The following is a 23,769-nucleotide window of genomic DNA, read 5'->3' as shown; positions in this document are numbered from 1 at the left end:
GCAACGCCGCATTAGTTTTTCAGCAGAATATCGAAGATTCGCTTGGCGTGATCACGCGCTACTGAGCGCTCCCAGCCTGCCAGGGGCATCAAGACCCCGCGCAGGTGATCTTTAAAATCAGGGTGCGTATCCGGCATTTTCTTCCAATTTTCAGTCGCCAGCGCACGGCTCAGCATTTCATCTTCAAACAGTTTGGTCGTTGCCACTCTTGCCGTGTCTTCAGCCAGTAACTCTGCAAGATAGTGATACACCGCTGAATGCGCAGGCTTATTAAAGCCGGTGTTGTCCTTGTCCTGAATCCGCTGGCTGAACAGCTCCAGCTGCTCCAGGAATTTGGCCTGGGTAATGCGGCCCGCCTTTTCCTCTTCCAGCAGTTTTTCCAGCTCCTCGGCAATCTTGTCGAAGAATGCTGGATCCTTGTCTTTGCCGGTGACGATGGTTTGCTTCAGCTGGTTTTTCATCACCAAGGCTCGGCTACCGGGACTGGCCAGCTTCTTTAAACGCTCCATATCACTGGCATCCAGAATCGACACCTCATGACCCAGCAGGCTCTTCGCCGGGCTGGCTGCGATGTACTCATCCAGCAGCTGTTGCAGCAGCGCGGACTCCAGTTTGGTGATGCGCTCCTTGTAGGTACTGCCCGGCAGTTTGTCGCGCAGCATCAGGCGAATCTCACCCAGCAGGGTGAAATAGGGCTTGAACGGTACGCCGCGAACATCCGGCAGGATGATGTCCACTGAGCGGTTGAACTGCTTCACCAGGTCGAGGAATTCTTCGACCATGTCCAACCGGGTGGCGGGATCAAGGAAGCGCTCGGCGTCGTCTTTGTAGGCCTCGCGCTGCGCCACCGGGTCATGCTTTTTCGGCAGCAACTTGAGGATGCGGTCGAGTGTGGCTTGTAGTTTTGGCAATTCGGTTTCAACACCTTCCCAGACCTGCGAAGGCTTCACGTCGCCGCCATAAATCTTCAGCGCATGGTCAAGGTGATCGACCACCCCGTGGTAATCCACGATGTAACCGGCATTTTTGCCGGGCAGGGTGCGGTTCACCCGTGCGATGGCCTGTAACAGGGTGTGTTCTTTTAACGGCTTGTCGAGGTACATGGTGCCAACAATCGGGGCATCCCAGCCGGTCAGCAGCATGTCAGAAACAATGATCAGCCCGACGTTGTTCGCCTGTGGCTTACCATCCAGCCCCTTAGCCTCTTCACCGTAGGGCAGGGGAAACAGCTTGCTGACAAAGTTGCCGATCTGCTCGGAAGGCATGGCCACCGGGGTCTTTCCGGCTTTCACCTCGGCCTTGACCCGCTCCTCGATGCTGCGGATTTTGTCGGTCTCAATCTCGTACGCTGCCGCCTCTTCCATGGCAGAAGCGCCCGTGCGGGAAGAGGTAATGCTGGCCAGGGAAATAACCACCTTGCTATCAAAGGTCGGCAGCCCTTTATTCGCCCGTTTGACCATGATCGCATCGAGCAGATCCTTGTAGCGCACCGCCATGTCGCGGCCATCGCACACCAGCATGGCCTTCAAACCTTTGGCCTTTACGCTGCTGAGAAAATGCTCGACCAGATGCTCGGCGACCTGCTCCATACGGTCACCGGCCTGACGCCAGCGGCGCAGCAGCTCACGCTTCAACTCATGCTGACGAACTTCACTCTGGTCGGCGAACTGCTCTTTGAACGCGGTATCCAGCTCCGCATTGGCCGACAGCGCCACCCAAGCATCCTGGTATTTGATCGGCAGGGTTGCACCATCCGCCACCGCTTCATGCAGGCGATATTCGTCGATGTATTCGCCACCGCCAAACTCGCCCAGCGTGTGTTTGTCCTCTTGCAGCAACGGTGTGCCGGTGAAGGCAATGAACTTCGCGTTGGGCAAGCTGGCACGCATAAAGGCTGCAAGGAAGTCGTACTGGCTACGGTGAGCTTCATCGACCAGCACATAGAAGTTGGGCTTGGTGCTCAGCACCCGGAAGTGCACCTTCTCCCGGCTGATTTCTTCCCACTTGGCCTTTATCGGAGCACCGTTCTCACCCACCGCCAGGTGGTGGACATTGCGCTCATGCACGATGAAGAAGTCCTTCTCCACACGAATCCGCCGATGGCGGGTCGCTTGCAGGGCATCATATTCTTCGTCAGGCGTCTCAGCGGCTTGCTCAGTAGACTGGTCGTTCTCCTGAAACTTCTGCACCGTGCTGGTGAACACGCTGCCGTAGTCGTTGGACAACATCTTCAACAAGCCATCGACCGACACAGCCTGAATGGCATTGATGCCCACCGCATGGAAGGTATCGAAGATCTGCTTATCGAGGTCTTTACGGTCGGTCAGTACCAGCACGGTAGGGTTGTTCAAACCCGTGCTATCGGCCCGCAGCATGCGTGCGAGCAGGGCCATGGTCAGCGACTTACCACTGCCCTGGGTGTGCCAAACGACGCCGCCTGAAGGTTTCGGTGCGCACAGGCGCCCCACCGTTTTGCGTACGGCCCGCCATTGTTGATAGCGCGGCAGCTTCTTCACCGTTTTGCCGTCGCGGGTCTCGAACAGCACAAAATGGGTGATCAGTTGCAGGAAGCGGCTCGGCTCAAATAATGCCCACAGCACATTTTCCTGCTCACTGGGAGCATCACCTAACAGGACAGCAACATCGGAAGTCTCCTGCGCCTGCAACCGATAGCGGGCGTAATACGCAGGCCTGGTAAGGATCGCGCCATACAGCCCTTCACGCCGATTAAGCCCAACACATACCTGGTTGAATACAAACTGGGTTGGGAAGGTGCTTTGGTAGCCATCCAACTGGCCCAGGGCTTCATCCAGGCGGTGATGACTGGCTTTGCATTCGATGATGGCCAGCGGTAAGCCATTCACAAACAGCAGTAGGTCAGGGCGGAAGACATCCCCATCCGCATTGCGCCCCACGTACTGATCGACCACATGGAAGTCGTTGTTGCTGGCATCGCTGGCGTCGAAAAAGCGCACGCTGCGGGGCTTACCTTCGACGTCCTTCACCTGAATATCCGAACGGTGAACCACCTGCTCCCAGAACGCCTTGTTGGCTGGCAACAGCTCATCATTGACGCGTTTACGTAGCTCGATCAGTGCGGCACTGATACCACCGGATGCGCTCGCCAGCCATGGATTAAGGATCAGCAGCCGAGCTTGCAACACATCGTCCAATACTGGAGCCAGGTGACGATGCTCAACCTGTACCTGGCTACCGGGCAGATGGGTGTAACCCAGCTTGATCAGCCAATTGATGGCGGGCAGCTCGACCCCGACCTTCTCCGGTGACTGGCTCATTGCTTACTCCTGTTCCTTGGAGGTTTCCCTCGGACGACTGCGATACCAAACCATCGTAGGGCCATTATCGGCTTGGCTTTGCTTACGAATTTCGAACTGCTGCGACACATGCAGCACATGCCGCCAACTACCGCAGCCATAGCGCTTGGGTGTCTGCTCGGGGTAGGTCTTGGCAATCCAGCGAATGGCTTCAAAAAGGGGTGTCCAGCCAGCCTGAGCCAGCTTGGTTTCCGCCTCACGTAAGCAGTTGGTTATACCGCTGCCAGCCCAGTGTACGGTGCCATCCAGCCCAATACCGTTGATAACGAAATCCCTGTACTCCGGGGTCTGCATAAACGACACCATATGCTGCCGGGCTTCATCCATGGATTTAGCCCAATCGCGCAGCGTCAGGTAATGGCCGTCGATGGTTTCGTTACTTTCATCGAGATAAGACTCCGCAGCTTTGCAGCCATCGACACTCCAAAGGTCGAAGCGCTGAAGGAAGTGGTGCACCAACTCATTACGCAGGTCGACCAGTTCCTTGAGCGCCGCCTTGGTCTCGGCGTAGCGTTCCTCGGGTAATTCCATCTGAAATCGAAAGCTAAACCAGCTCTGCTCTCCATTATCGACTTCGGTTTCATGTGACTCTGCGGACAGTTCTGACAGTTTCAGAGTGCTCTCGGTCAGCATCCCCACCAAGGCGCCTAAAGTCTTTTTATGGGCACAGGCAACCTTCTCGTCACGAATAGCCTGAAGCCGTTCCGGAGGGCCACTCAACTCGCTATGGGCCACCATGGCTTTGAGCAGCCGCTCGTACTGCTGCAACTGCAACATGCAGCGCCCGAGCTTACGCTGCACGGTGCGTTGCAGGTCAGGCACTGGATCCGGGAGCAGTAGGGGGATTTCGTCCATGAATAAAAACTCAGGCTATACCGCTAGGGCTATCGAGCTTGACCCGCCACTCGCCGGTTAGCAGCTTTTGCATCAGACCACGCTTGAGGGTTTGGTAGTGCGCCTTCTTCGTGCTCAGTGTTTCAATTCGAGCATTGGCGGCAGCCACAATATCGGCAATACGTACTTGCTCATCCAGAGGAGGCAAAAGCACTGGGAAGCTCTTCAACTGGGATGAGTTGATGCTAGCTAGATTCGTAGTGCGCTTAGCGCAGGAGAGAAAGTATTGGCGACCATAATCACTCGCAGCTAACGCCGCAAGGTAATACGAATTCAGTTTGGAAGGTGTTGGTCGTACTGCAAAGACGTGGTTCTGATGAAGGCATGGGGATATTTGACCCTCCCAAACATCCCCACGACCTAGCTTGTCGAAATCCCCACCTTCGGTCATCAGAACATCACCAGACTGAAGCGCATAGCGCTCAACCTGGGCAGCATCAACCGCAATGGTTTTCACCTCAGTTAGATCGATATGTCCATCCTGCACATTGGCAACCCGCAGGTAAGGTAGTTCGATAGGCTCCTTCAGCCCCTTTTTGCCTTTCGCAACGCCAGTACGAATTCCCGCAACCTCCTGTAGAGAAACCGTTGGCCAATCAGCAGAGCACTGGCTGAACAGGGTTTGCATCAGACCCTGCTTGAGAGTGTGGGTGGCCTCAATCTGTCCGGCAATCACATCCAACTTGTCATCTACAGCTGTGAGGATAGCGGCGACCTTCTTTTGCTCAGAAAGAGGAGGAATATCAACAATAATGTCTGACAGATCTGCCCAGCTAACACGCGGCATTTTTGTCCCGTAAGACAAGGCTTCAACAGTGGAAAAAACACCATCACCTTGCATCAAGTTGAATAGAAAATTGCTATCGATAATCTCTTCATTGGGATAAATAGCCAATACTTCTGTGGTACAGACACCATCGAATGGGGCAACGGCATACTTCCGAAGATATGGACGAAGTTTGCCAAACAGCACATCACCTTTAGTGAAAGAGGTCTTGATACTTGTCTGAGTGCCGCTTGCATCCCAACCAAGCAAACGACCTGTTTGTGACTCAATATGCTCAAGCTCTACACAAGGGACTCCGCTCTTAGCAGTGCCCTTCGTTTTACGCACAGATGCGATAGAGCCAAGTGGTAATGTCAGCCAGCCATCAGGAACCCAGTCTTCGCCGTGAGCTTGATGACCCTGACGCCCCACTTCGCTCATACCTCAATCTCCAACAGGCCCAACTCCGCCAGATACCCATTCAGCCGCGCATCAATCTGGGCCTCTTCCTCAGCCAGAACGGCTAGCTGATCTAAGATTGCAGATACGTCCACGGTCTCCTCGGTCACTCCGTTATCGATGTAGCGGGCAATATTGAGATTGCCGTCGTTGCTACGGATTTCGTCCAGCGTCACCACGCGGCAATAATTCTCGACCTCCGCTTGCTGCTCAAATGCCGCCTTATGTGTATTAACGATGTGCCTGATGTCATCAGCTCGCAGACTGTTCTGCGCCTTGCCTTCTAGGTAGTCACGGCTGGCATCAATGATGATGACTTTGCCCTTGAGAGCAGCAGGTTTCTGTTTGTTAAGGATCAGCACGCAAGCCGGGATGCCTGTGTTGTAGAAAAGTGCAGAGGGCAGGCCGACGATGGCTTCAATCAGATCACCCGGCTGGCTGCCATTGGCTGCGTCTGTGCCGAACAGCATTCCCTCGCGAATCTTGCCTTCTTCACCGCTGCGGAACAGAACCCCGTGGGGCAGGATAATGCCCATACGACCATCAGCCTTAAGGCTGGCCAGCATATGCTGGGCGAAAGCTAGGTCGGCATAACCACGCGGCGGGATGCCATATACCAGCCGACCGTAAGGATCGCTGACCAGCTTGTAGTTGGGGGATTTGGCCTTCTTGCCATTCTCCTGCTCGTTCTCGCTGCTCAACTCCAGTGGAGTCCACCAGGACTTTGCCGAGAACGGCGGATTGGCGATAACCCGGTCGAAGGTCTTGAGGTAATCGCCGTCGAGATGCTTGGGCTCGACCAGAGTGTCGCCACGCTCAATTTCCGCACGCATGTTGTGCAGGTACAGGTTGAGCTTGGCGATGGCCCAAGTGCCCAGGTTCTTTTCCTGCCCGAACAGCAGCACATTAGGCTTACCCATCAGGGTGCCATTGGGCAAGGCGGATACATGGTGGGCGCTCTCCACTAGCATGCCGCCACTGCCGCAGGTGGGGTCATACACGCTATGACCCGGCTGCGGATCAATCAGCTCAACCACCACTTGGACCACGCCCTTGGGCGTATAGAACTCGCCGCCTCTTTTACCAGCATCGTCAGCAAACTGTTTGATCAGATACTCGTAGGCATCGCCCAGCATGTCGGCCTTGTACAGGTCGTCATTGCCCAGCTTGTACTGGTTAAAGTGGCGCAGCAGGCGCTGCAAGGTGGCATCCGCCAGCACACGTTTGTCACCGTACTGCGTTGCTGTCAGTACATGTTGCAGCTCAGGGTTGTTGGCCTCAATGGTGGCGAAAGCCTTATCTAGGGCTTCGCCGATATTCTCGGTGCGTGAGATCAGATCGAACCAACGGGCACTGATGGGGAACTTGCCCCATTTGTCCTCGATTTCGTCCTGGGCATCGCTGTAGCTCAGGCTTTCGTCCTTCATCAGCTTGGCGACACGCTCATCGAACACGTCGTTGTAACGCTTGAGGAAGAGCAGGCCGAAGATGTAGTTCTTGAAGTCGGAGGAGTCGATGGAACCGCGCAGAATGTTGGCGGATTCCCAGAGCCAGGACTCCAGCGTTTCGAGTGACAGCTTGTCAGCCATGGGTAAATCAATCCCTATACAAAGCACTACGCCCAGCACCAGGCAATTGCTGCCATGACGCATGGGCACATCAGAAAAAGTGGGATCGATTGTACAAGTCGTTGTCACCTGTAGCCCGAAAATTCATCTCGCTCCACTGCTCCTGTCAAATGAGCATGGCCGTTTAGAGAATAAAAAAGGGCTGCCCAATGGCAGCCCTTTTTTGGTGCGTCCGTTTCACGTTTAGCGAGAAACTTTCGCGGTCTAGCGATTTTGAGCGCAGCTGGCCATCAATCCCAGCTCAATGCCCCACCAGTCTGATACTCAATAACCCGCGTCTCGAAGAAGTTCTTCTCCTTCTTCAGGTCCATGATCTCGCTCATCCATGGGAACGGGTTAGTAGTACCTGGGTACTCTTCTTTCAAACCAATCTGAGTCAAACGACGGTTGGCGATAAATTTGAGGTAGTCCTCCATCATCGCCGCGTTCATGCCCAGTACGCCGCGCGGCATGGTGTCGCGTGCGTATTCGATTTCCAGTTGGGTGCCCTGGAGGATCATCTGGGTGGCTTCGTCTTTGAGCTGGGCATCCCACAGGTGCGGGTTTTCGATCTTGATCTGGTTGATCACGTCGATGCCGAAGTTCAAGTGCATGGACTCGTCACGCAGGATGTACTGGAACTGCTCGGCGACGCCGGTCATCTTGTTGCGACGACCCATGGAGAGGATCTGGGTGAAGCCGCAATAGAAGAAGATGCCTTCCAGTACGCAGTAGTAGGCGATCAGGTTGCGCAGCAGTTCTTTGTCGGTCTCGACCGTGCCGGTGTTGAAGGTCGGGTCGGAGATCGAGCGGGTGTATTTGAGGCCCCAGCTGGCTTTCTTCGCGACCGATGGAATCTCGTGGTACATGTTGAAGATCGCGCCTTCATCCATGCCCAGCGATTCGATGCAGTACTGGTAAGCGTGGGTGTGGATCGCCTCTTCGAAGGTCTGGCGCAGGATGTACTGGCGGCACTCCGGGTTGGTGATCAGGCGGTACACGGCCAGGGCCAGGTTGTTGGCAACCAGGCTGTCGGCGGTGGAGAAGAAGCCGAGGTTACGCATAACGATGCGGCGCTCGTCGTCGGTCAGGCCGTCCGGAGTTTTCCACAACGCGATGTCCGCGTTCATGTTTACTTCCTGCGGCATCCAGTGGTTGGCGCAACCATCCAGATACTTCTGCCAGGCCCAGTCGTACTTGAAAGGTACGAGCTGGTTGAGGTCGGCGCGGCAGTTGATCATGCGTTTTTCGTCGACGGCTACGCGCGCGGCGGTGCCTTCCAGCTCGGCCAGGCCTTCGGCGATGTCGAGTTGGTCGAGCGAGGCTTTGGCGCGGGCCACGGCGTCGCTGTCGTCAGCGGCCACGGCGCGGGCTTCAACGGCGGCAGCACCGCCCACCTGGTCGAGTTTGTCGATGCTCATGTCTGCCAGTTGGGCAGAGGCTTTATTGGCTACAACGGCGTCGGCGCCGTCTTCCTTGTCAAATTCATCCCAGCTCAGCATGGCTTGGCTCCTGCTTGCGGGCCGGTGAAATAACCGGCCTGTATGGATATACAGATATTTCTGATTATGTTCCGTTGCGTATCGCGCGCAAGGGTAAAACGGGTACCGCTGGTCGGGGTGGCTCTAATGACTGGCCGTTGCCCCGAAGCCCACGCCGGGTAGGGCGGGGGTTGGTAATAAGTGGGAGAGCTTTTGCCCTCTCCCTAACCCTCTCCCGCAAGCGGGCGAGGGGACTGAACGTGTGTTGCTTTAGAACTGTGCTTCGGCTTTTGCTTTGGCTTTTGCCCGACGTTCGAGCGTGTAGCTGAGCGAGTGAGCGCTAGGCGCCTGGTCGGTTGGAACCCCTGAGCATACGACTGTATGTGATGGGGGCCGACCGATCAGGCAACAACGCGCGCGCCGCTCAGATCCACGCGTCGCGTGTCACTGACAAGCTTCGCAGTCTGGTTCGTCGATGGCACAGGCCTTTGGTACTGGCGCTGGGCCTGCGCTCATTTCCACTTCCGGGGCCTTGGCCGGTGCTGCGCTCAGGCCTTCGCTGCCACCACTGGACACGGCGTTCAGCTTGCCGGTGTTGATGGTGGACTTCTCGGTGCTGGTCGCGGCCAGGGCACGGAGGTAGTAGGTGGTTTTCAGGCCACGGTACCAAGCCATGCGGTAGGTCACGTCGAGCTTCTTGCCCGAGGCCCCGGCGATGTACAGGTTCAGCGACTGCGCCTGGTCGATCCACTTCTGGCGACGGCTGGCGGCATCGACGATCCACTTGGTGTCGACTTCGAACGCGGTGGCGTAGAGGTCTTTCAGCTCTTGTGGGATGCGCTCGATCTGCTGCACGGAACCGTCGTAGTACTTGAGGTCGTTGATCATCACCGAGTCCCACAGACCGCGGGCTTTGAGGTCGCGAACCAGGTACGGGTTGATCACGGTGAATTCGCCCGAGAGGTTCGATTTCACATAGAGGTTCTGGTAGGTCGGTTCGATCGACTGCGATACGCCGGTGATGTTGGCGATGGTGGCGGTCGGTGCGATGGCCATGATGTTGGAGTTACGAATGCCTTTCTGCACACGGGCACGTACCGGAGCCCAGTCCAGGGACTCGGTCAGGTCAACGTCGATGTACTTCTGGCCGCGCTGCTCGATCAGGATCTGCTGCGAGTCGAGCGGCAGAATGCCTTTGCTCCACAGCGAACCGTCGAAGGTGGAGTAGGCGCCGCGCTCGTCGGCCAGGTCACAGGAGGCCTGGATGGCGTAGTAGCTGACCGCTTCCATCGACTTGTCGGCAAATTCCACGGCGGCGTCGGAGCCGTACGGGATGTGCTGCAGGTACAGGGCGTCCTGGAAGCCCATGATGCCGAGGCCAACCGGGCGGTGCTTGAAGTTGGAGTTACGCGCCTGCGGTACCGAGTAGTAGTTGATGTCGATGACGTTATCGAGCATGCGCACGGCGACCTTGATGGTCTTTTCCAGCTTGGCGGTGTCCAGCTTGCCGTCGACGATGTGGTTTGGCAGGTTCACGGAACCCAGGTTGCACACGGCGATTTCGTCGGCGTTGGTGTTCAGGGTGATCTCGGTGCACAGGTTCGAGCTGTGTACCACGCCCACGTGCTGCTGCGGGCTGCGCAGGTTGCATGGGTCTTTGAAGGTCAGCCATGGGTGGCCGGTTTCGAACAGCATGCTGAGCATCTTGCGCCACAGGTCTTTGGCCTGGATGGTCTTGAACAGCTTGATCTTGCCGCCGTACTGGGTCAGGGCTTCGTAGTACTCGTAGCGCTCTTCGAAGGCTTTACCGGTCAGGTCGTGCAGGTCTGGCACTTCGGACGGGCTGAACAGGGTCCACTGGCCGTCATCGAACACGCGCTTCATGAACAGGTCCGGAATCCAGTTGGCGGTGTTCATGTCGTGGGTGCGGCGACGGTCGTCACCGGTGTTTTTGCGCAGCTCGATGAACTCTTCGATGTCCATGTGCCAGGTTTCCAGGTAGGCGCAGACCGCGCCTTTGCGCTTGCCGCCCTGGTTAACTGCAACAGCGGTGTCGTTGACCACTTTGAGGAACGGCACCACGCCTTGCGACTTGCCGTTGGTGCCTTTGATGTAGGCACCCAGCGCACGTACTGGGGTCCAGTCGTTACCCAGGCCGCCGGCAAATTTGGACAGCAGGGCGTTGTCGCGGATGGCGTCGTAGATGCCGCCCAGGTCGTCCGGTACGGTGGTCAGGTAGCACGACGACAGCTGCGGACGCAGGGTGCCGGCGTTGAACAGGGTCGGCGTCGAGGCCATGTAGTCGAATGACGACAACAGGTTGTAGAACTCGATGGCGCGGTCTTCTTTCTGCTTCTCTTCAATCGCCAGACCCATGGCCACGCGCATGAAGAACACTTGCGGCAGTTCGAAGCGGGTGCCGTCCTTGTGAATGAAGTAGCGGTCGTAGAGGGTCTGCAGGCCCAGGTAGGTGAACTGCTGATCGCGCTCGTGGTTGATCGCTTTGCCGAGTTTTTCCAGGTCGAAGCTGGCCAGCACCGGGTTGAGCAGTTCGAACTCGATACCCTTGGCGATGTAAGCCGGCAGGGCCTTGGCGTATAGCTCGCTCATTTCGTGGTGGGTGGCGCTGGTGGCGACACCGAGGAAGCCGAGGCCTTCGGCGCGGATGTTGTCCATCAGCAGGCGCGCGGTGACGTAGCTGTAGTTCGGCTCACGCTCAACCAGGGTGCGTGCGGTCATCACCAGAGCGGTGCTGACGTCGCTTTGCGCTACGCCGTCGTAGAGGTTCTTCAGGGTTTCTTTCTGGATCAGCGCGCCGTCGACTTCCGCCAGGCCTTCGCAGGCTTCGGTGACGATGGTGTTGAGGCGGCCCATGTCCAGCGGCGCAACGGTGCCGTCGAGGTGGGTAACGCGAATGCTTGGGTGCGGCTCGGCAATGTCGGCGGCGCCGGTCTTGCGCGCCTGGCTGCGCGATTCACGGTAGATCACGTAGTCGCGGGCGACTTTCTGCTCGCCGGAACGCATCAGGGCCAGTTCAACCTGGTCCTGGATTTCTTCGATGTGGATGGTGCCGCCGGACGGCATGCGGCGCTTGAAGGTGGCGGTGACCTGTTCGGTCAGACGCGCCACGGTTTCATGGATACGCGACGAGGCAGCTGCAGTGCCGCCTTCAACAGCGAGAAAGGCCTTGGTGATGGCAACGGTGATCTTGTCATCGGTGTACGGCACTACGGTGCCGTTACGCTTGATCACACGCAGTTGACCCGGCGCGGTGGCGCTCAGGCTCTGGTTGTCATCGTTAGCCTGCGGCGCATTGGCCTGCGGGTTCTCGCGGGAGGTGTCGGTGTGCATGAAAGTCTCCATGTTCTGTATTTATTAGTTAGACGCTTTGCCGTCGATCACTGTGGCTACTGCCATTCATTCCATTTCAACAATGCCATGGGCGCAGCCAGAGGCCGGGCACATGGGGACTTGCAAATTGGGCAGGGAAGGTACGACTAAAGCGCCTTCCTGGCTCAAGAGTCACACGTCAAGGCGCTTTTGGCGCCTCAACTACTACATCTAGTGGTGCAACCGCGTGTGCGGTCGCCGCTTTATTCATTTTCAGGCGCGCCAAGCGCTGCACTGAAGGGTGGCCTGCTGCGGTAGAGCAGGCGTACTGCAAAGGTCTTTCAGGCGACCGGTGACGGGCTGGGATCAGGCCGTGTGCGAGTCATTCTTCTTGTATCCGGTTGCCAAGCTAAACCCAACATGTGGTGGGTGTCGCGCGATTGGCATACAAGATAATGCGCTATCTGGGGTATTGCAAGGCGAGAGAGCAAGAACAACCTGTGGATAAGTTGTGGGTGAATTGTGGGTTAAACCGCGCGATCGACGGCAAGCCCGCATGCTTGCTGGGGTGTACCGTTCGTCGGTGTTGATTGGCCTATTTCTGCCGGTTGCCCAGACGTGGCCTATCTCTCAGCGTGATACTACATCTAGTGTTTTTACAGAAATGTGGCATGCGCTATGCAGTGCTCGGGGCATTGATACAATGCCGGCCGTTTCCGTGTTGGCAGGAGTCCGTTGTGGAGCAGCAGTCGTGGCACATTCTTATTGTCGAAGACGACCAGCGCCTGGCCGAGTTGACCCGTGAGTATCTGCAGGGCAATGGCCTGAATGTCGCCATCGAGATGGATGGTGCGAAGGCCGCTGCGCGCATTCTGCAAGAGCAGCCTGACCTGGTGATTCTCGACCTGATGTTACCGGGCGAAGATGGCTTGTCGATCTGCCGCAAGGTGCGTGGGCAATACGACGGGCCTATCCTGATGCTGACCGCGCGTACCGACGACATGGATCAGGTGCTGGGCCTGGAAATGGGTGCCGATGATTACGTCTGCAAACCGGTGCGCCCGCGTGTGCTGCTGGCGCGTATTCGCGCGCTGCTGCGCCGTCATGAGGGCAGTGAGGTGCAGGCGCCGAGCGAGCGCCGGCGTTTGCAGTTCGGCCCGCTGGTGATCGACAGCGCCATGCGTGAAGCCTGGCTCGGTGAGCAGAGCATCGAATTGACCAGTGCCGAGTTCGACCTGCTGTGGTTATTGACCTCCAACGCCGGGCGGATTCTCTCGCGCGAGGAAATCTTCAACGCCCTGCGCGGCATCGAATACGACGGCCAGGACCGCTCCATCGACGTGCGCATCTCACGCATCCGCCCGAAAATTGGTGACGACCCCATGCACCCACGGCTGATCAAGACCGTGCGCAGCAAGGGCTATCTGTTTGTGGCCGAAGCGGCTGAAGCACTGACATGAAGTCGCTGGCATGAACTCAATCTTCCTGCGCATTTATGGCGGCATGCTCGCGGTGCTGGTGCTCGTCGCGCTGCTCGGCGTCGGTGCGCTGCAGCTGCTCAACGAAGTGCGGGTCGATCAATACCGTGAGCGTCTGGCGCAGGGTACCTTCCGCCTGATGGCCGATAACCTCGCGCCGATGGTCGACATCGAGCGGCGTCGCGCCGTGACGGTGTGGGGGCGCTTGCTCGGCATTCCACTGCGCATCGAGGCGCTGGAGGGTGCCGGGCTGGACAGCGGCGCGCGCAATAGCCTGCGCCGTGGTCAGGTGGTGGTGCACCAGACCGGCCCGCATGAGGCGCGCATCTTCAGCCAGCTCGATGGGAAGCCGCTGCTGCTGATTGCCGACGTGCAGCAGGTCAGTGAGCAGCTCGCGCGTGCCACCAGCTTTCTGTTGATTGACGAGCTGGTGCGCTACCCCTGGGATGAGCAGCCGCGACGGCTGGCCGCGTTGAAACAGGACAAACAGTTCGGTTTTGACCTGCGCCTGGTGCGCCTCGACCAAGCCGACCTCGACCCTGACCAGCGCCGCCGCGTGGATGAAGGCGACACGGTAATGGCCCTGGGCCGAGGCGGTGACAGCATTCATGTGTTCTCCGGCATCGTCGACACGCCCTGGGTGCTGGAAATCGGCCCGCTGTATCAGATGAACCCGTATCCGGCGCAATGGCTGGTACTGATCGGTGCGTTGGGCCTGAGCCTGATCGGGCTGATGGTATACCTGCTGGTGCGGCCTCTGGAGCAACGCCTGAGTGATCTGGAAGGCGCGGCGACACGCATCGCCAGTGGCCGTTTGGATGCCCGTGTGCCAACCCGAGGCAGTGATTCGGTGGGGCGCCTGGCGGCAGCTTTTAACGCCATGGCCGAGCACCTGCAGCGCTCTCTGAGCATTCAGCGTGAAATGGTCCGTGCGGTGTCCCATGAGCTGCGCACGCCGGTGGCGCGGCTGCGCTTTGGTCTGGAAATGATCGGCGACGCGGAAACCGATACGGCGCGACGCAAATATATGGAGGGCATGGACAGCGATATCCAGGACCTCGACAAGCTGGTCGACGAGATGCTCACCTACGCGCGCCTGGAGCAGGGCGCGCCGGCGCTGAACTTCCAGCCGGTCGATTTGAACGAACTGATTGATCAGGTGATCACCGAGCTGGCGCCGCTGCGCGCCAGCGTGCGGGTCGAACACGGTCCTTCGCGTAATGCGTTGGATGGTGGCGGTGCGCAGGTTGAAGCCGAGTTGCGCTACCTGCACCGCGCCCTGCAAAACCTGGTGAGCAACGCCATGCGCCATGCTGAATCGCGGGTGCGCGTCAGTTATCACGTGGGGCAGCAGCGTTGTCGCCTTGATGTCGAGGATGACGGCCCGGGCGTACCGGAAGAGGCCTGGGAACACATCTTTACGCCATTCCTGCGCCTGGACGACAGCCGCACCCGCGCCTCGGGTGGGCATGGCCTGGGCCTGTCCATCGTGCGGCGGATCACCTACTGGCACGGCGGTCGCGCGCAGATCAGTCGCAGCGAAGAACTGGGCGGGGCCTGTTTCAGCCTGATCTGGCCGCGCAAGCAGGGCTGAAAGCAGCCTGGGTGCAAGCCAGGCTATGGAGTGCGTTCCACCCTACAGTGCAGGTCAGCTTTAAAACGGTGCCGGGCACTCGAAGCGCATGCGCTCGCCCGTTTGTGGGTGGGTCAGGCTGAGCATGCTGGCGTGCAGGCACAGGCGCGGGTAAGCGGCCAGGGCTTGTTCATGGGCATACAGGCCGTCACCGAGCAGCGGGTGGCCGATGGACAGCATGTGCACGCGCAACTGATGTGAGCGGCCGGTGATGGGCGTGAGTTCGACGCGGCAATGTTCGGCGTGGCGTTCCAGCACTTTCCAGTAGGTCAGGGCATGTTTGCCTTGCTCATGATCGACCACGTGGCGCGGCTTGGTCGGCGGGTCATAGCGCAGTGGAAGGTCGATACTGCCGCTGTCCAGTGCGGGTTGGCCCCAGCACAGGGCGGTGTAGGCTTTTTCGGTTTCGCGGTCATGGAACTGCCGGGACAGCTCGCGGTGGCTGTCGGCGTCGCGCGCCAGGACGATAATTCCCGAGGTTTCCCAGTCCAGGCGATGGACGATGCGCGCTTCCGGGTAACCGTTTTCCTGCAGGCGGGTGACCAGGCAATCGCGGTTATCCTCGGCGCGGCCGGGCACGGAGAGCAGCAGGGTGGGTTTGTTGATCACCAGTAGGGCGGCGTCCTGGTGGAGAATTTCGACATTCGACAGCGGCATGGGTTTTCCACAAATAGAAACGGCGGCCTGGGCCGCCGTTGCATGCTCTCAACCAATTAACGGTCGGGGAGCGTGATGTTAAGTTCCAGAATGGAACAGCTGCCCTGGTTTTCCAGTGCAACCTGTACTTGATCCGAGTCGATATTGACGTACTTGCGAATCACCTCGACCAGTTCTTGCTGCAGGGCCGGCAGGTAGTCCGGCTGGCTGCGCTGGCCGCGCTCGTGGGCGACGATGATTTGCAGACGCTCTTTCGCAATGGACGCGGTGGTTTCTTTTTTGCGTTCACGAAAGAAGTCAAAAATGTTCATTCACGACCTCCAAACAGGCGTTGCATGAATCCCTTCTTCTGCACATCGAGGAACCGATGTGCCACTTCCTTGCCCAGCAGGCGGTCAACCGCGTCGCTGTAAGCCTGGCCTGCATCGCTCTGGTCATCGAGGATCACCGGCACGCCCTGGTTCGAGGCCTTGAGTACGGCTTGCGATTCCGGGATCACGCCGAGCAGGCGGATGGCGAGGATTTCTTCGACGTCTTCCACGCCCAGCATTTCGCCTTTGACCACGCGCTCAGGGTTGTAGCGGGTCAGCAGCAGGTGTTCCTTGATCGGCTCTTCGCCCTTCTCGGCGCGGCGCGATTTGCTGGCCAGCAGGCCGAGCATACGGTCGGAGTCACGTACCGAGGAGACTTCCGGGTTGGTCACGACAATCGCTTCATCGGCGAAGTACATGGCCAGGTGCGCGCCTTTTTCGATACCGGCTGGCGAATCGCAGACCACGTATTCGAAGTTTTCGCGCAGTTCGTTGATGATTTTTTCAACGCCTTCCTGGGTCAGGGCGTCTTTGTCACGGGTCTGGCTGGCGGCCAGCACGTAGAGATTTTCCAGGCGCTTGTCTTTGATCAGGGCCTGGGTGAGGGTCGCTTCGCCGTTTACAACGTTGACGAAGTCGTACACCACGCGGCGTTCGCAGCCCATGATCAGGTCAAGGTTACGCAGGCCGACGTCGAAATCGACGATGACAGTCTTGTGCCCGCGCAGGGCGAGACCGGTACCGATGGCAGCGCTGGTGGTGGTTTTACCGACGCCACCTTTGCCGGACGTAACAACGAGGATCTTGGCCAAGGTGATTCACCCTAAAGTGTAGAGAAAACGCAGGTTCCGTGGCCTATTCAGGCGTCCGGCTGCCCTGTTTGAAAAGTGGCGGCAGTATCCGTTAAAGGCGGGTGATGTTCAACACGTCACCCGACAGGCTGACATGCACCGCTTCGCCCCAGAGCGGGTCGCGGCGCAAGTCTTCGGCCACCTTGTACTGGCCGGCGATGGACAGCAGCTCGGCGCCCATCTGCTGGCAGAAAATCCGCGCCTTGAGATTGCCCTTGATCCCGGCCAGTGCTCGGCCGCGCATCGGGGCGTACACATGGATGTTGCCATCGGCGAGAAGTTCCGCACCGGCGCTGACCGGGGCCAGGACGATCAGGTCGCCGCCCTGGGCGTACACCTGTTGGCCGCCGCGTACCGGGCTGGTGATGATCTTGCTTGGTTTGAATTCGGGTTCAGCGGGCTTTTCCGGTTTTGGCGGGGCCAGATCGATCAAGCGTTCACGCGCGCCGGACGGCGGCAGCACGGGTAAATCCAGGGCTTCGGCGGCGGCGATATCGGCCTCACGGTTGGCGCGGATGGCCAACGTGCGCAGGCCGTGCTTGCGGCAGACTGCCATCAGCTCCGCCAGGTCGAGCATGCCTTCGCCTTCGGGCAGCTTGTCCAGGGCCAGCACCAGCGGGGTGTTGCTGAAGAAGGCCGGGGCTTGGGCGACTTTTTCGCTGAGCTGCTGGTCGAGGCGGGCGAGGTCGTTGTGCGCCAGCTCCATCACGGTGATGGCCAGCATGCTGCCTTTAAGCTGGAATACGGGGTCTTGCGCGAGGAGATCAGCTTGGCTCATGGTCTGCCTGATACGGCCCTTGTTTAGAAACTGGCGGAAAAGTAAGCCGGACTTATAGCGATAACGCCGCGCGCTCGCAAGTTGCGCGCCGCGAAACCAGGGGCCGGACAAACTCCTGATAGAATGCCGCGCTTTATTGCGTGCCTCGGACCTGTGTTATGGATCGCCCTGTATTTCGCGCTTATTTCCTGCATCCCCGCTTCTGGCCCCTATGGCTAGGCCTGGGCCTGCTGTGGCTGATTGCCCAGCTGCCTTACACGGTGCTGCTGCGGCTGGGGCGTTGCCTGGGTGGTGTGATGTATCGCCTGGCCAGCTCGCGCCGCAAGATTGCCGCGCGCAACCTGGAGCTGTGCTTCCCGCAGATGTCCGCCGCCGAGCGCGAGGCGCTGTTAAAGGAAAACTTTGCTTCCACCGGCATCACCTTTTTTGAAATGGCCATTGCCTGGTGGTGGCCTGCCGAGCGCCTGCGTCGCCTGGGCACCATCGAGGGCTTGGAGTATCTGCGTCAGGCCGAGGCTGACGGTCAGGGCGTAATCCTCATGGCGCTGCATTTCACCACCCTGGAAATGGGCGGCGGCCTGCTTGGCATGGCTCAGAACATGTACGGCATGTACCGCCCGCACAAGAATCCGCTGTTTGACTACGTGCAGCGTCGCGGCCGCGAGCAGCGCCTGCTCGGGGTGATTGGTCGTGATGACGTGCGCGGCATGCTCAAGCTGCTGCGTGCCGGCGGGGTGGTCTGGTATGCGCCGGATCAGGACTACGGCGCCCAGCGCAGTGTGTTTGTGCCGCTGTTCGGTGTGCCGGCGGCCACCGTCACCGCCACCAGTAAGTTCGCCCGCTTGGGTCGCGCTCAGGTGATTCCTTTTACCCAGCAGCGTTTGCCCGATGGCCAAGGCTATCGCCTGGTGATTCATCCGCCGTTGGCGGATTTCCCAACCGACAGCGAAGAGGCCGACTGCCTGCGCGTCAATCAGTGGATCGAGCAGGCGATCAGTGCCTGCCCCGAGCAGTATCTATGGGCGCACCGACGCTTCAAGACGCGGCCCGAAGGCGAGCCGAAGCTCTATAAGAAGAAGCGTTAGGGCCGCCATCCAATTGGCGGGTTGTGCGCTGAGGTGAGGTTTCTTGGCGTTGGGTTGTTCCGTGTGCGCCTGAGTGGCTCCTATACTGGCTGAAAAATAATAGGAAACAGCCTATGCCGCTCACTGCTTCAACCAATCAGCCGGTCACCGGGCTGATCCTTTCCGGTGGTGGCGCACGGGCGGCCTATCAGGTTGGCGTGTTGTCGGCGATTGCCGACTTGCTGCCCAACGCCGCGCACAATCCCTTTCCGGTTATCGTCGGTACTTCGGCCGGTGCCATCAATGCGGTGGGGTTGGCCTGCGGCGCGTTGCACTTCACTGAAGCGGTGCGCCGGCTGACCAGTGTTTGGCAGGGCTTTCATACCCATCAGGTTTATCGCAGCGATTGGCCGGGCGTATTGCGTCAGGCCAGTCGGTTTATTGGCCACAGCATGCTCGGGTTGGGTGGTCAGGTGCCGGTGGCGCTGCTCGACAGCGCGCCGCTGGCCGACCTGCTTGGGCGTGAGCTGGATTTCAGTGGGATTGCCGCCGCCGTTCGCCATCGGCAGCTGCGTGCGGTGGCGGTGACGGCGTTTGGCTATGAGACTGGCCAGGCCGTTACCTTTTATCAAGGCCGTGCCGCTATCGACCCCTGGTTCCGCCATCGGCGTGTCGGTGTGCCGACCCGCTTGGTCCTTGAGCACCTGCTGGCCAGCGCTTCGATTCCGCTGATATTTCCGCCAGTGAAAATCAATCGCGAATACTTCGGTGACGGTGCGGTGCGCCAGTCCGCGCCGATCAGTCCGGCCTTGCACCTGGGGGCGACGCGGGTGCTAGTGGTCGGGGTCAGTGGCAATCCGGCGGCTGGGCCGCAGAATCCGGTGCCGGTGGTGCGGCCACAGCAGAACCGGCCACCAAGCCTGGCGCAGATCAGCGGGCATATGCTCAACAGCACCTTTATTGACAATCTGGAAAGCGATATCGAGCTGCTTGAGCGGCTTAACCAGATGGGCCGGCTGATCCCCGCCGAAAATCACCCGCGTGGCCTGGGGCTCAAACCTGTGGATGTGCTGGTGATTTCCCCCAGCCAGCCGCTGGACCTGATTGCCGCGCGCCATCGCCATGAGCTGCCCAAGGCGTTGCGCCTGTTTCTGCGTGGCCCAGGGGCGACCAAGGCCAGCGGCGCCGGGGTGCTGAGTTACCTGTTGTTTGAGCCGGGTTACTGCAATGAGCTGATCGAGTTGGGTTATCAGGACGCCATGGCGCAGAAAACCCGCTTGATCGAGTTTCTCTGTCTGGACAGTCCGCCGGTACCGGCAGTGATTCCGGTAACCGCCTAGCCAGGCCATCACTCTTGTTTTTATTCCGGCTGCCTGGGCGGCCAAATTCCTTTTCTGCGTGGCCGAGAAAACCGCGCCAAGGCCGGTGGCTGCATTTAAACTGCGCCTTCCCGATGCTTTCTGTCGCATTTGCGAAAGCAGCGGATTTCCTCGGGTTGGCGCTATAAGAAGTTGTCGCATGGCGGCAATGCCGGCCCCGGATCAGTCCCTACAATCCTTCACATCGCCTGCTATTGAATGCAGGTGTTCCTCGTCAGGAGAGCTCAGATGTCCGTTCAGCACGACCCGGTGAATCGTCACCCGGTACAACGCGCCGATTTCGACCAAGTGATGGTGCCTAACTACGCACCCGCTGCCTTTATTCCAGTACGTGGCGCCGGTTCGCGCGTATGGGATCAAAGCGGTCGCGAGCTGATCGACTTTGCCGGCGGTATTGCCGTCAACGTGCTGGGTCACGCGCATCCGGCGCTGGTCAAGGCGCTCACTGAGCAGGCCGGCAACCTCTGGCACGTATCCAACGTGTTCACCAACGAGCCGGCCCTGCGCCTGGCCAAGAAGCTGATCGACGCTACTTTCGCGGATCGCGTGTTCTTCTGTAACTCCGGCGCCGAAGCCAACGAGGCCGCCTTCAAGCTGGCCCGTCGCGTGGCGTTCGATAAGTTCGGCGAAGACAAGTGCGAGATCATCGCCGCGACCAACAGCTTCCACGGTCGCACCCTGTTTACCGTCAGCGTCGGCGGTCAGCCGAAGTATTCCGACGGTTTCGGCCCGAAGATTCAGGGCATCAGCCACATTCCCTATAACGATATCGACGCGCTGAAGGCCGCGGTATCCGACAAGACCTGCGCCGTGGTGCTTGAGCCGATTCAGGGCGAAGGCGGCGTGCTGCCGGCTGACCTGGCTTACCTGCAAGCGGCCCGTGAGCTGTGTGACCAGCACAACGCGCTGCTGGTGTTTGACGAAGTGCAGAGCGGCATGGGCCGCAGCGGTGCGCTGTTCGCCTATCAGCATTACGGCGTGACTCCGGACATCCTCTCCAGTGCCAAGAGCCTGGGCGGTGGTTTCCCGATTGGCGCGATGCTGACCACCGAAGCACTGGCCAAACACCTGGCCGTTGGCACCCACGGCACCACCTACGGCGGCAATCCGCTGGCCTGTGCGGTCGGTGAGGCGGTGATCGACACCATCAACACGCCTGAAGTACTCGACGGGGTGAAGGCCAAGCATCTGCGCTTCAAAACCAAGCTGGAGCAGATTGGCCAGCAGTACGGCGTGTTCAGCGAAGTACGCGGCCTTGGTCTGCTGATTGGTGCGGTGCTGTCCGATGCCTGGAAGGGCAAGGCCAAGGCAATTCTCGACGCCGCTGCGGTGGAAGGCGTGATGGTGCTGCAGGCCAGCCCGGACGTGGTGCGTTTCGCCCCGAGCCTGGTGGTGGAAGACGCCGATATCGATGAAGGTCTGGCGCGTTTGGAGCGTGCTGTGGCCAAGCTGACCCAAGCCTGATTGCCGGCCTGACCTGCCGTTAAACGGTGGATCAGGCTGTGCCCGCTCGACCCACGGATGGGTTGAGCTAACAGCAAGGAAGCCTGTCTCTGTGTGTGCCGCAGTGTTGGTTGCGGTTTTCTCTAGGCCGCCCGGTTTGGGCAGCTTGGAGCTTTTATCAAAAGGAGTGGCACCATGCTGGTGATGCGCCCCGCGCAAATGGCCGACCTCACTGAAGTGCAGCGTCTCGCCGCGGACAGCCCGGTTGGTGTGACTTCACTGCCGGACGACAGCGATCGTCTGCGCGAAAAGATCGCCGCGTCGGAGGCCTCGTTCTCCGCCGAAGTCAGCTTCAACGGTGAAGAAAGCTACTTCTTTGTGCTGGAAGACAGCGAGAGTGGTCGCCTAGTCGGCTGCTCCGGCATCGTCGCTTCGGCCGGCTACTCCGAGCCGTTTTACAGCTTCCGCAACGAAACCTTTGTGCACAACTCCCGCGAGCTGAAGATCCATAACAAGATCCACGTGCTCTCGCTGTGCCACGACCTCACCGGTAACAGCCTGCTGACCAGCTTCTACGTCGAGCGGCCGTTGGTGAACACCGCCTGGTCGGAACTTAACTCGCGTGGCCGTTTGCTGTTTCTCGCCAATCACCCGGAGCGCTTTGCCGATGCGGTGGTGGTGGAGATTGTCGGCTACAGCGATGAAGGCGGTGATTCGCCGTTTTGGGATGCTGTGGGGCGCAACTTCTTCGACATGAATTACACCGAGGCCGAGCGCCTGTGTGGGTTGAAGAGCCGCACCTTCCTCGCTGAGTTGATGCCGCATTACCCGATCTACGTGCCGCTGCTGCCGGATGAGGCGCAGGAAGCGATGGGCCAGGTGCATCCACGGGCGCAGATCAGCTTCGACATTCTGATGCGCGAAGGCTTTGAAACTGACCACTACATCGACATTTTCGATGGTGGCCCGACTCTGCACGCGCGCACGTCGGGCATTCGCTCGATTGCCCAGAGCCGTGTAGTGCCGGTGCGTATCGGTGAGCCTGGCAAAGGCGGGCGACCGTATCTGGTCAGCAACGGTCAGCTGCAGGATTTCCGCGCGATTGTCGCGGAGCTGGATTGGGTGCCGGGTAAGCCGGTCACCCTGAGTATTGCGGCCGCCGAGGCCCTGGGCGTCGGCGAAGGCGTCAGCGTACGCCTGGTTGCGGTTTAAGGAGTTAGCGCATGATCGTTCGTCCCGTCCGCAGCACCGATCTGCCGGCTCTGTTTCAGCTGGCCCGCAGCACCGGCGCAGGCCTGACTACCTTGCCGGCCAACGAGGAGCGTCTGGCGCACCGCGTGGGCTGGGCCGAGAAAACCTTCCGTGGTGAAGCCGCGCGTGCCGATGCCGACTACCTGTTCGTGCTCGAAGACGACAGCGGTGAAGTGGTGGGTATCTCGGCTGTTGCAGGTGCCGTTGGCCTGCGCGAGCCCTGGTACAACTACCGGGTCGGCTTGACCGTCAGCGCCTCGCAGGAGCTGAACATCCACCGGCAGATCCCCACTCTGTTTCTCGCTAACGACCTGACCGGCAACTCCGAGTTGTGCTCGCTGTTTCTGCGCAGCGACCAGCGCAGCGGTCTGAATGGCCGGCTGTTGTCGAAGGCGCGCTTTCTGTTTATCGCCGAATTCCGCGAGCTGTTCGGCGACAAGGTGATTGCCGAGATGCGCGGCATGTCCGATGAACAGGGCCGTTCACCGTTCTGGGAAAGCCTGGGCCGGCACTTCTTCAAGATGGAGTTCAGCCAGGCTGACTACCTCACCGGCGTGGGCAACAAGGCCTTTATCGCCGAGCTGATGCCCAAGTTTCCGCTCTATACCTGCTTCCTCTCCGAGGATGCGCGCAACATCATCGGCCGCGTCCACCCGGACACCGAGCCGGCGCTGGCCATGCTCAAGGGTGAGGGTTTCAGCTATCAGGGCTATGTGGACATATTCGACGCCGGCCCGGCCATCGAGGCCGAAACCGCGAAAATTCGCGCCGTGCAGGACAGCCAGGTATTGGTGCTGGCCGTCGGCACCCCGGGCGATGACGCGCCGCAGTTTCTGATCCACAACCGCAAACGCGAAGCCTGCCGGATTACTGCCGCTCCGGCGCGTTTGGCCGCTGGCACTCTGGTGGTCGACGCGCAAACCGCCAAGCGCCTGCAGCTGTCGGCGGGCGACCAAGTGCGTGCCGTCGCGGTTTCCGCTCGCGGCTAAAGCCGAGCGCCGTTGTTTCAATTTGCTGATCCGGTGCAAGCCGGGTCGATACCTTGCTGGGAG

Annotated in this window: 17 protein-coding genes; 7 read left to right on the top strand and 10 right to left on the bottom strand. The window is 59.5% G+C overall.

The genetic code is table 11. The features are described 5' to 3' along the window. Positions 1 to 11: 11 nt before the first annotated feature. From CUR33_RS11020 to CUR33_RS10995, 6 genes are all read right to left on the bottom strand, one after another. On the bottom strand, positions 12 to 3,296 hold the full coding sequence (locus tag CUR33_RS11020) for a type I restriction endonuclease subunit R (protein WP_289239641.1): 3,285 nt from the start codon (positions 3,294 to 3,296) through the stop codon (positions 12 to 14). Positions 3,297 to 3,299: 3 nt separating this feature from the next. Then, positions 3,300 to 4,190, bottom strand: coding sequence for an OST-HTH/LOTUS domain-containing protein (locus CUR33_RS11015; RefSeq protein WP_289239640.1), 891 nt, complete (start codon positions 4,188 to 4,190; stop codon positions 3,300 to 3,302). A 10-nt stretch (positions 4,191 to 4,200) separates the two neighbouring features. After that, the gene (locus tag CUR33_RS11010) at positions 4,201 to 5,436 is read right to left on the bottom strand and encodes a restriction endonuclease subunit S (RefSeq protein ID WP_289239639.1); all 1,236 of its coding nucleotides are present in this window, start codon (positions 5,434 to 5,436) and stop codon (positions 4,201 to 4,203) included. Beyond that, positions 5,433 to 7,043 carry a type I restriction-modification system subunit M gene (locus CUR33_RS11005; RefSeq protein ID WP_289239638.1) on the bottom strand — a complete coding sequence of 537 codons (1,611 nt, stop codon included), beginning with the start codon at positions 7,041 to 7,043 and terminating at the stop codon, positions 5,433 to 5,435. Before CUR33_RS11005 ends, CUR33_RS11010 begins: the two co-directional genes overlap by 4 nt. Positions 7,044 to 7,312: 269 nt before the next feature. Further along, positions 7,313 to 8,563 carry a ribonucleotide-diphosphate reductase subunit beta gene (locus CUR33_RS11000; RefSeq protein ID WP_090382856.1) on the bottom strand — a complete coding sequence of 417 codons (1,251 nt, stop codon included), beginning with the start codon at positions 8,561 to 8,563 and terminating at the stop codon, positions 7,313 to 7,315. 423 nt (positions 8,564 to 8,986) lie between these two features. Beyond that, on the bottom strand, positions 8,987 to 11,893 hold the full coding sequence (locus CUR33_RS10995; RefSeq protein ID WP_170048119.1) for a ribonucleoside-diphosphate reductase subunit alpha: 2,907 nt from the start codon (positions 11,891 to 11,893) through the stop codon (positions 8,987 to 8,989). 716 nt (positions 11,894 to 12,609) lie between these two features. On the opposite strand from CUR33_RS10995, the gene CUR33_RS10990 reads away from it, so the two are divergent. After that, positions 12,610 to 13,332 (top strand): response regulator, encoded by a 723-nt coding sequence (locus tag CUR33_RS10990; RefSeq protein WP_090251766.1) that lies wholly within the window; start codon positions 12,610 to 12,612, stop codon positions 13,330 to 13,332. A 10-nt stretch (positions 13,333 to 13,342) separates the two neighbouring features. Continuing rightward, entirely contained in the window at positions 13,343 to 14,944 is a 1,602-nt protein-coding gene (locus CUR33_RS10985) for an ATP-binding protein (protein ID WP_289239637.1), read from the top strand. 60 nt (positions 14,945 to 15,004) lie between these two features. On the opposite strand, the gene CUR33_RS10980 is transcribed toward CUR33_RS10985, so the two are convergent. The 4 genes from CUR33_RS10980 to minC form a co-directional block, all read right to left on the bottom strand. Then, positions 15,005 to 15,640, bottom strand: coding sequence for an RluA family pseudouridine synthase (locus CUR33_RS10980; protein WP_090251771.1), 636 nt, complete (start codon positions 15,638 to 15,640; stop codon positions 15,005 to 15,007). Positions 15,641 to 15,696: 56 nt separating this feature from the next. After that, positions 15,697 to 15,951, bottom strand: a complete 255-nt coding sequence (gene minE, locus CUR33_RS10975; protein WP_025165363.1) for a cell division topological specificity factor MinE — start codon at positions 15,949 to 15,951, stop codon at positions 15,697 to 15,699. Next, positions 15,948 to 16,763 (bottom strand): septum site-determining protein MinD, encoded by an 816-nt coding sequence (gene minD, locus CUR33_RS10970; RefSeq protein WP_090251774.1) that lies wholly within the window; start codon positions 16,761 to 16,763, stop codon positions 15,948 to 15,950. Before minD ends, minE begins: the two co-directional genes overlap by 4 nt. 91 nt (positions 16,764 to 16,854) lie before the next feature. Beyond that, complete coding sequence (gene minC, locus CUR33_RS10965; protein ID WP_160088131.1) at positions 16,855 to 17,580, bottom strand: septum site-determining protein MinC; 726 nt, start codon at positions 17,578 to 17,580, stop codon at positions 16,855 to 16,857. A 158-nt stretch (positions 17,581 to 17,738) separates the two neighbouring features. On the opposite strand from minC, the gene CUR33_RS10960 reads away from it, so the two are divergent. The 5 genes from CUR33_RS10960 to astA all read left to right on the top strand — a co-directional run bounded on the left by CUR33_RS10960 (position 17,739) and on the right by astA (position 23,706). Then, positions 17,739 to 18,665 (top strand): lipid A biosynthesis lauroyl acyltransferase, encoded by a 927-nt coding sequence (locus CUR33_RS10960; RefSeq protein ID WP_289239636.1) that lies wholly within the window; start codon positions 17,739 to 17,741, stop codon positions 18,663 to 18,665. Between the two features lie 113 nt (positions 18,666 to 18,778). Continuing rightward, a complete protein-coding gene (locus CUR33_RS10955; RefSeq protein ID WP_289239635.1) occupies positions 18,779 to 19,984 on the top strand; it encodes a patatin-like phospholipase family protein in 1,206 nt (401 codons plus the stop codon). Positions 19,985 to 20,251: 267 nt separating this feature from the next. Further along, complete coding sequence (locus CUR33_RS10950; protein ID WP_090251783.1) at positions 20,252 to 21,487, top strand: aspartate aminotransferase family protein; 1,236 nt, start codon at positions 20,252 to 20,254, stop codon at positions 21,485 to 21,487. A 174-nt stretch (positions 21,488 to 21,661) separates the two neighbouring features. Then, positions 21,662 to 22,678 carry an arginine/ornithine succinyltransferase subunit alpha gene (aruF, locus tag CUR33_RS10945; RefSeq protein ID WP_289239634.1) on the top strand — a complete coding sequence of 339 codons (1,017 nt, stop codon included), beginning with the start codon at positions 21,662 to 21,664 and terminating at the stop codon, positions 22,676 to 22,678. Positions 22,679 to 22,689: 11 nt separating this feature from the next. Then, the gene (gene astA, locus CUR33_RS10940; protein ID WP_090251788.1) at positions 22,690 to 23,706 is read left to right on the top strand and encodes an arginine N-succinyltransferase; all 1,017 of its coding nucleotides are present in this window, start codon (positions 22,690 to 22,692) and stop codon (positions 23,704 to 23,706) included. The last annotated feature ends 63 nt before the right edge of the window (positions 23,707 to 23,769 follow it).

Origin of the sequence: Pseudomonas sp. FEMGT703P (assembly GCF_002786345.1) — a bacterium.
Classification (GTDB): Bacteria; Pseudomonadota; Gammaproteobacteria; order Pseudomonadales; family Pseudomonadaceae; genus Aquipseudomonas; species Aquipseudomonas peli.
The sequence above is the reverse complement of the archived record's forward strand: the minus strand, read 5'-3'. Positions and strand labels throughout refer to the sequence as shown.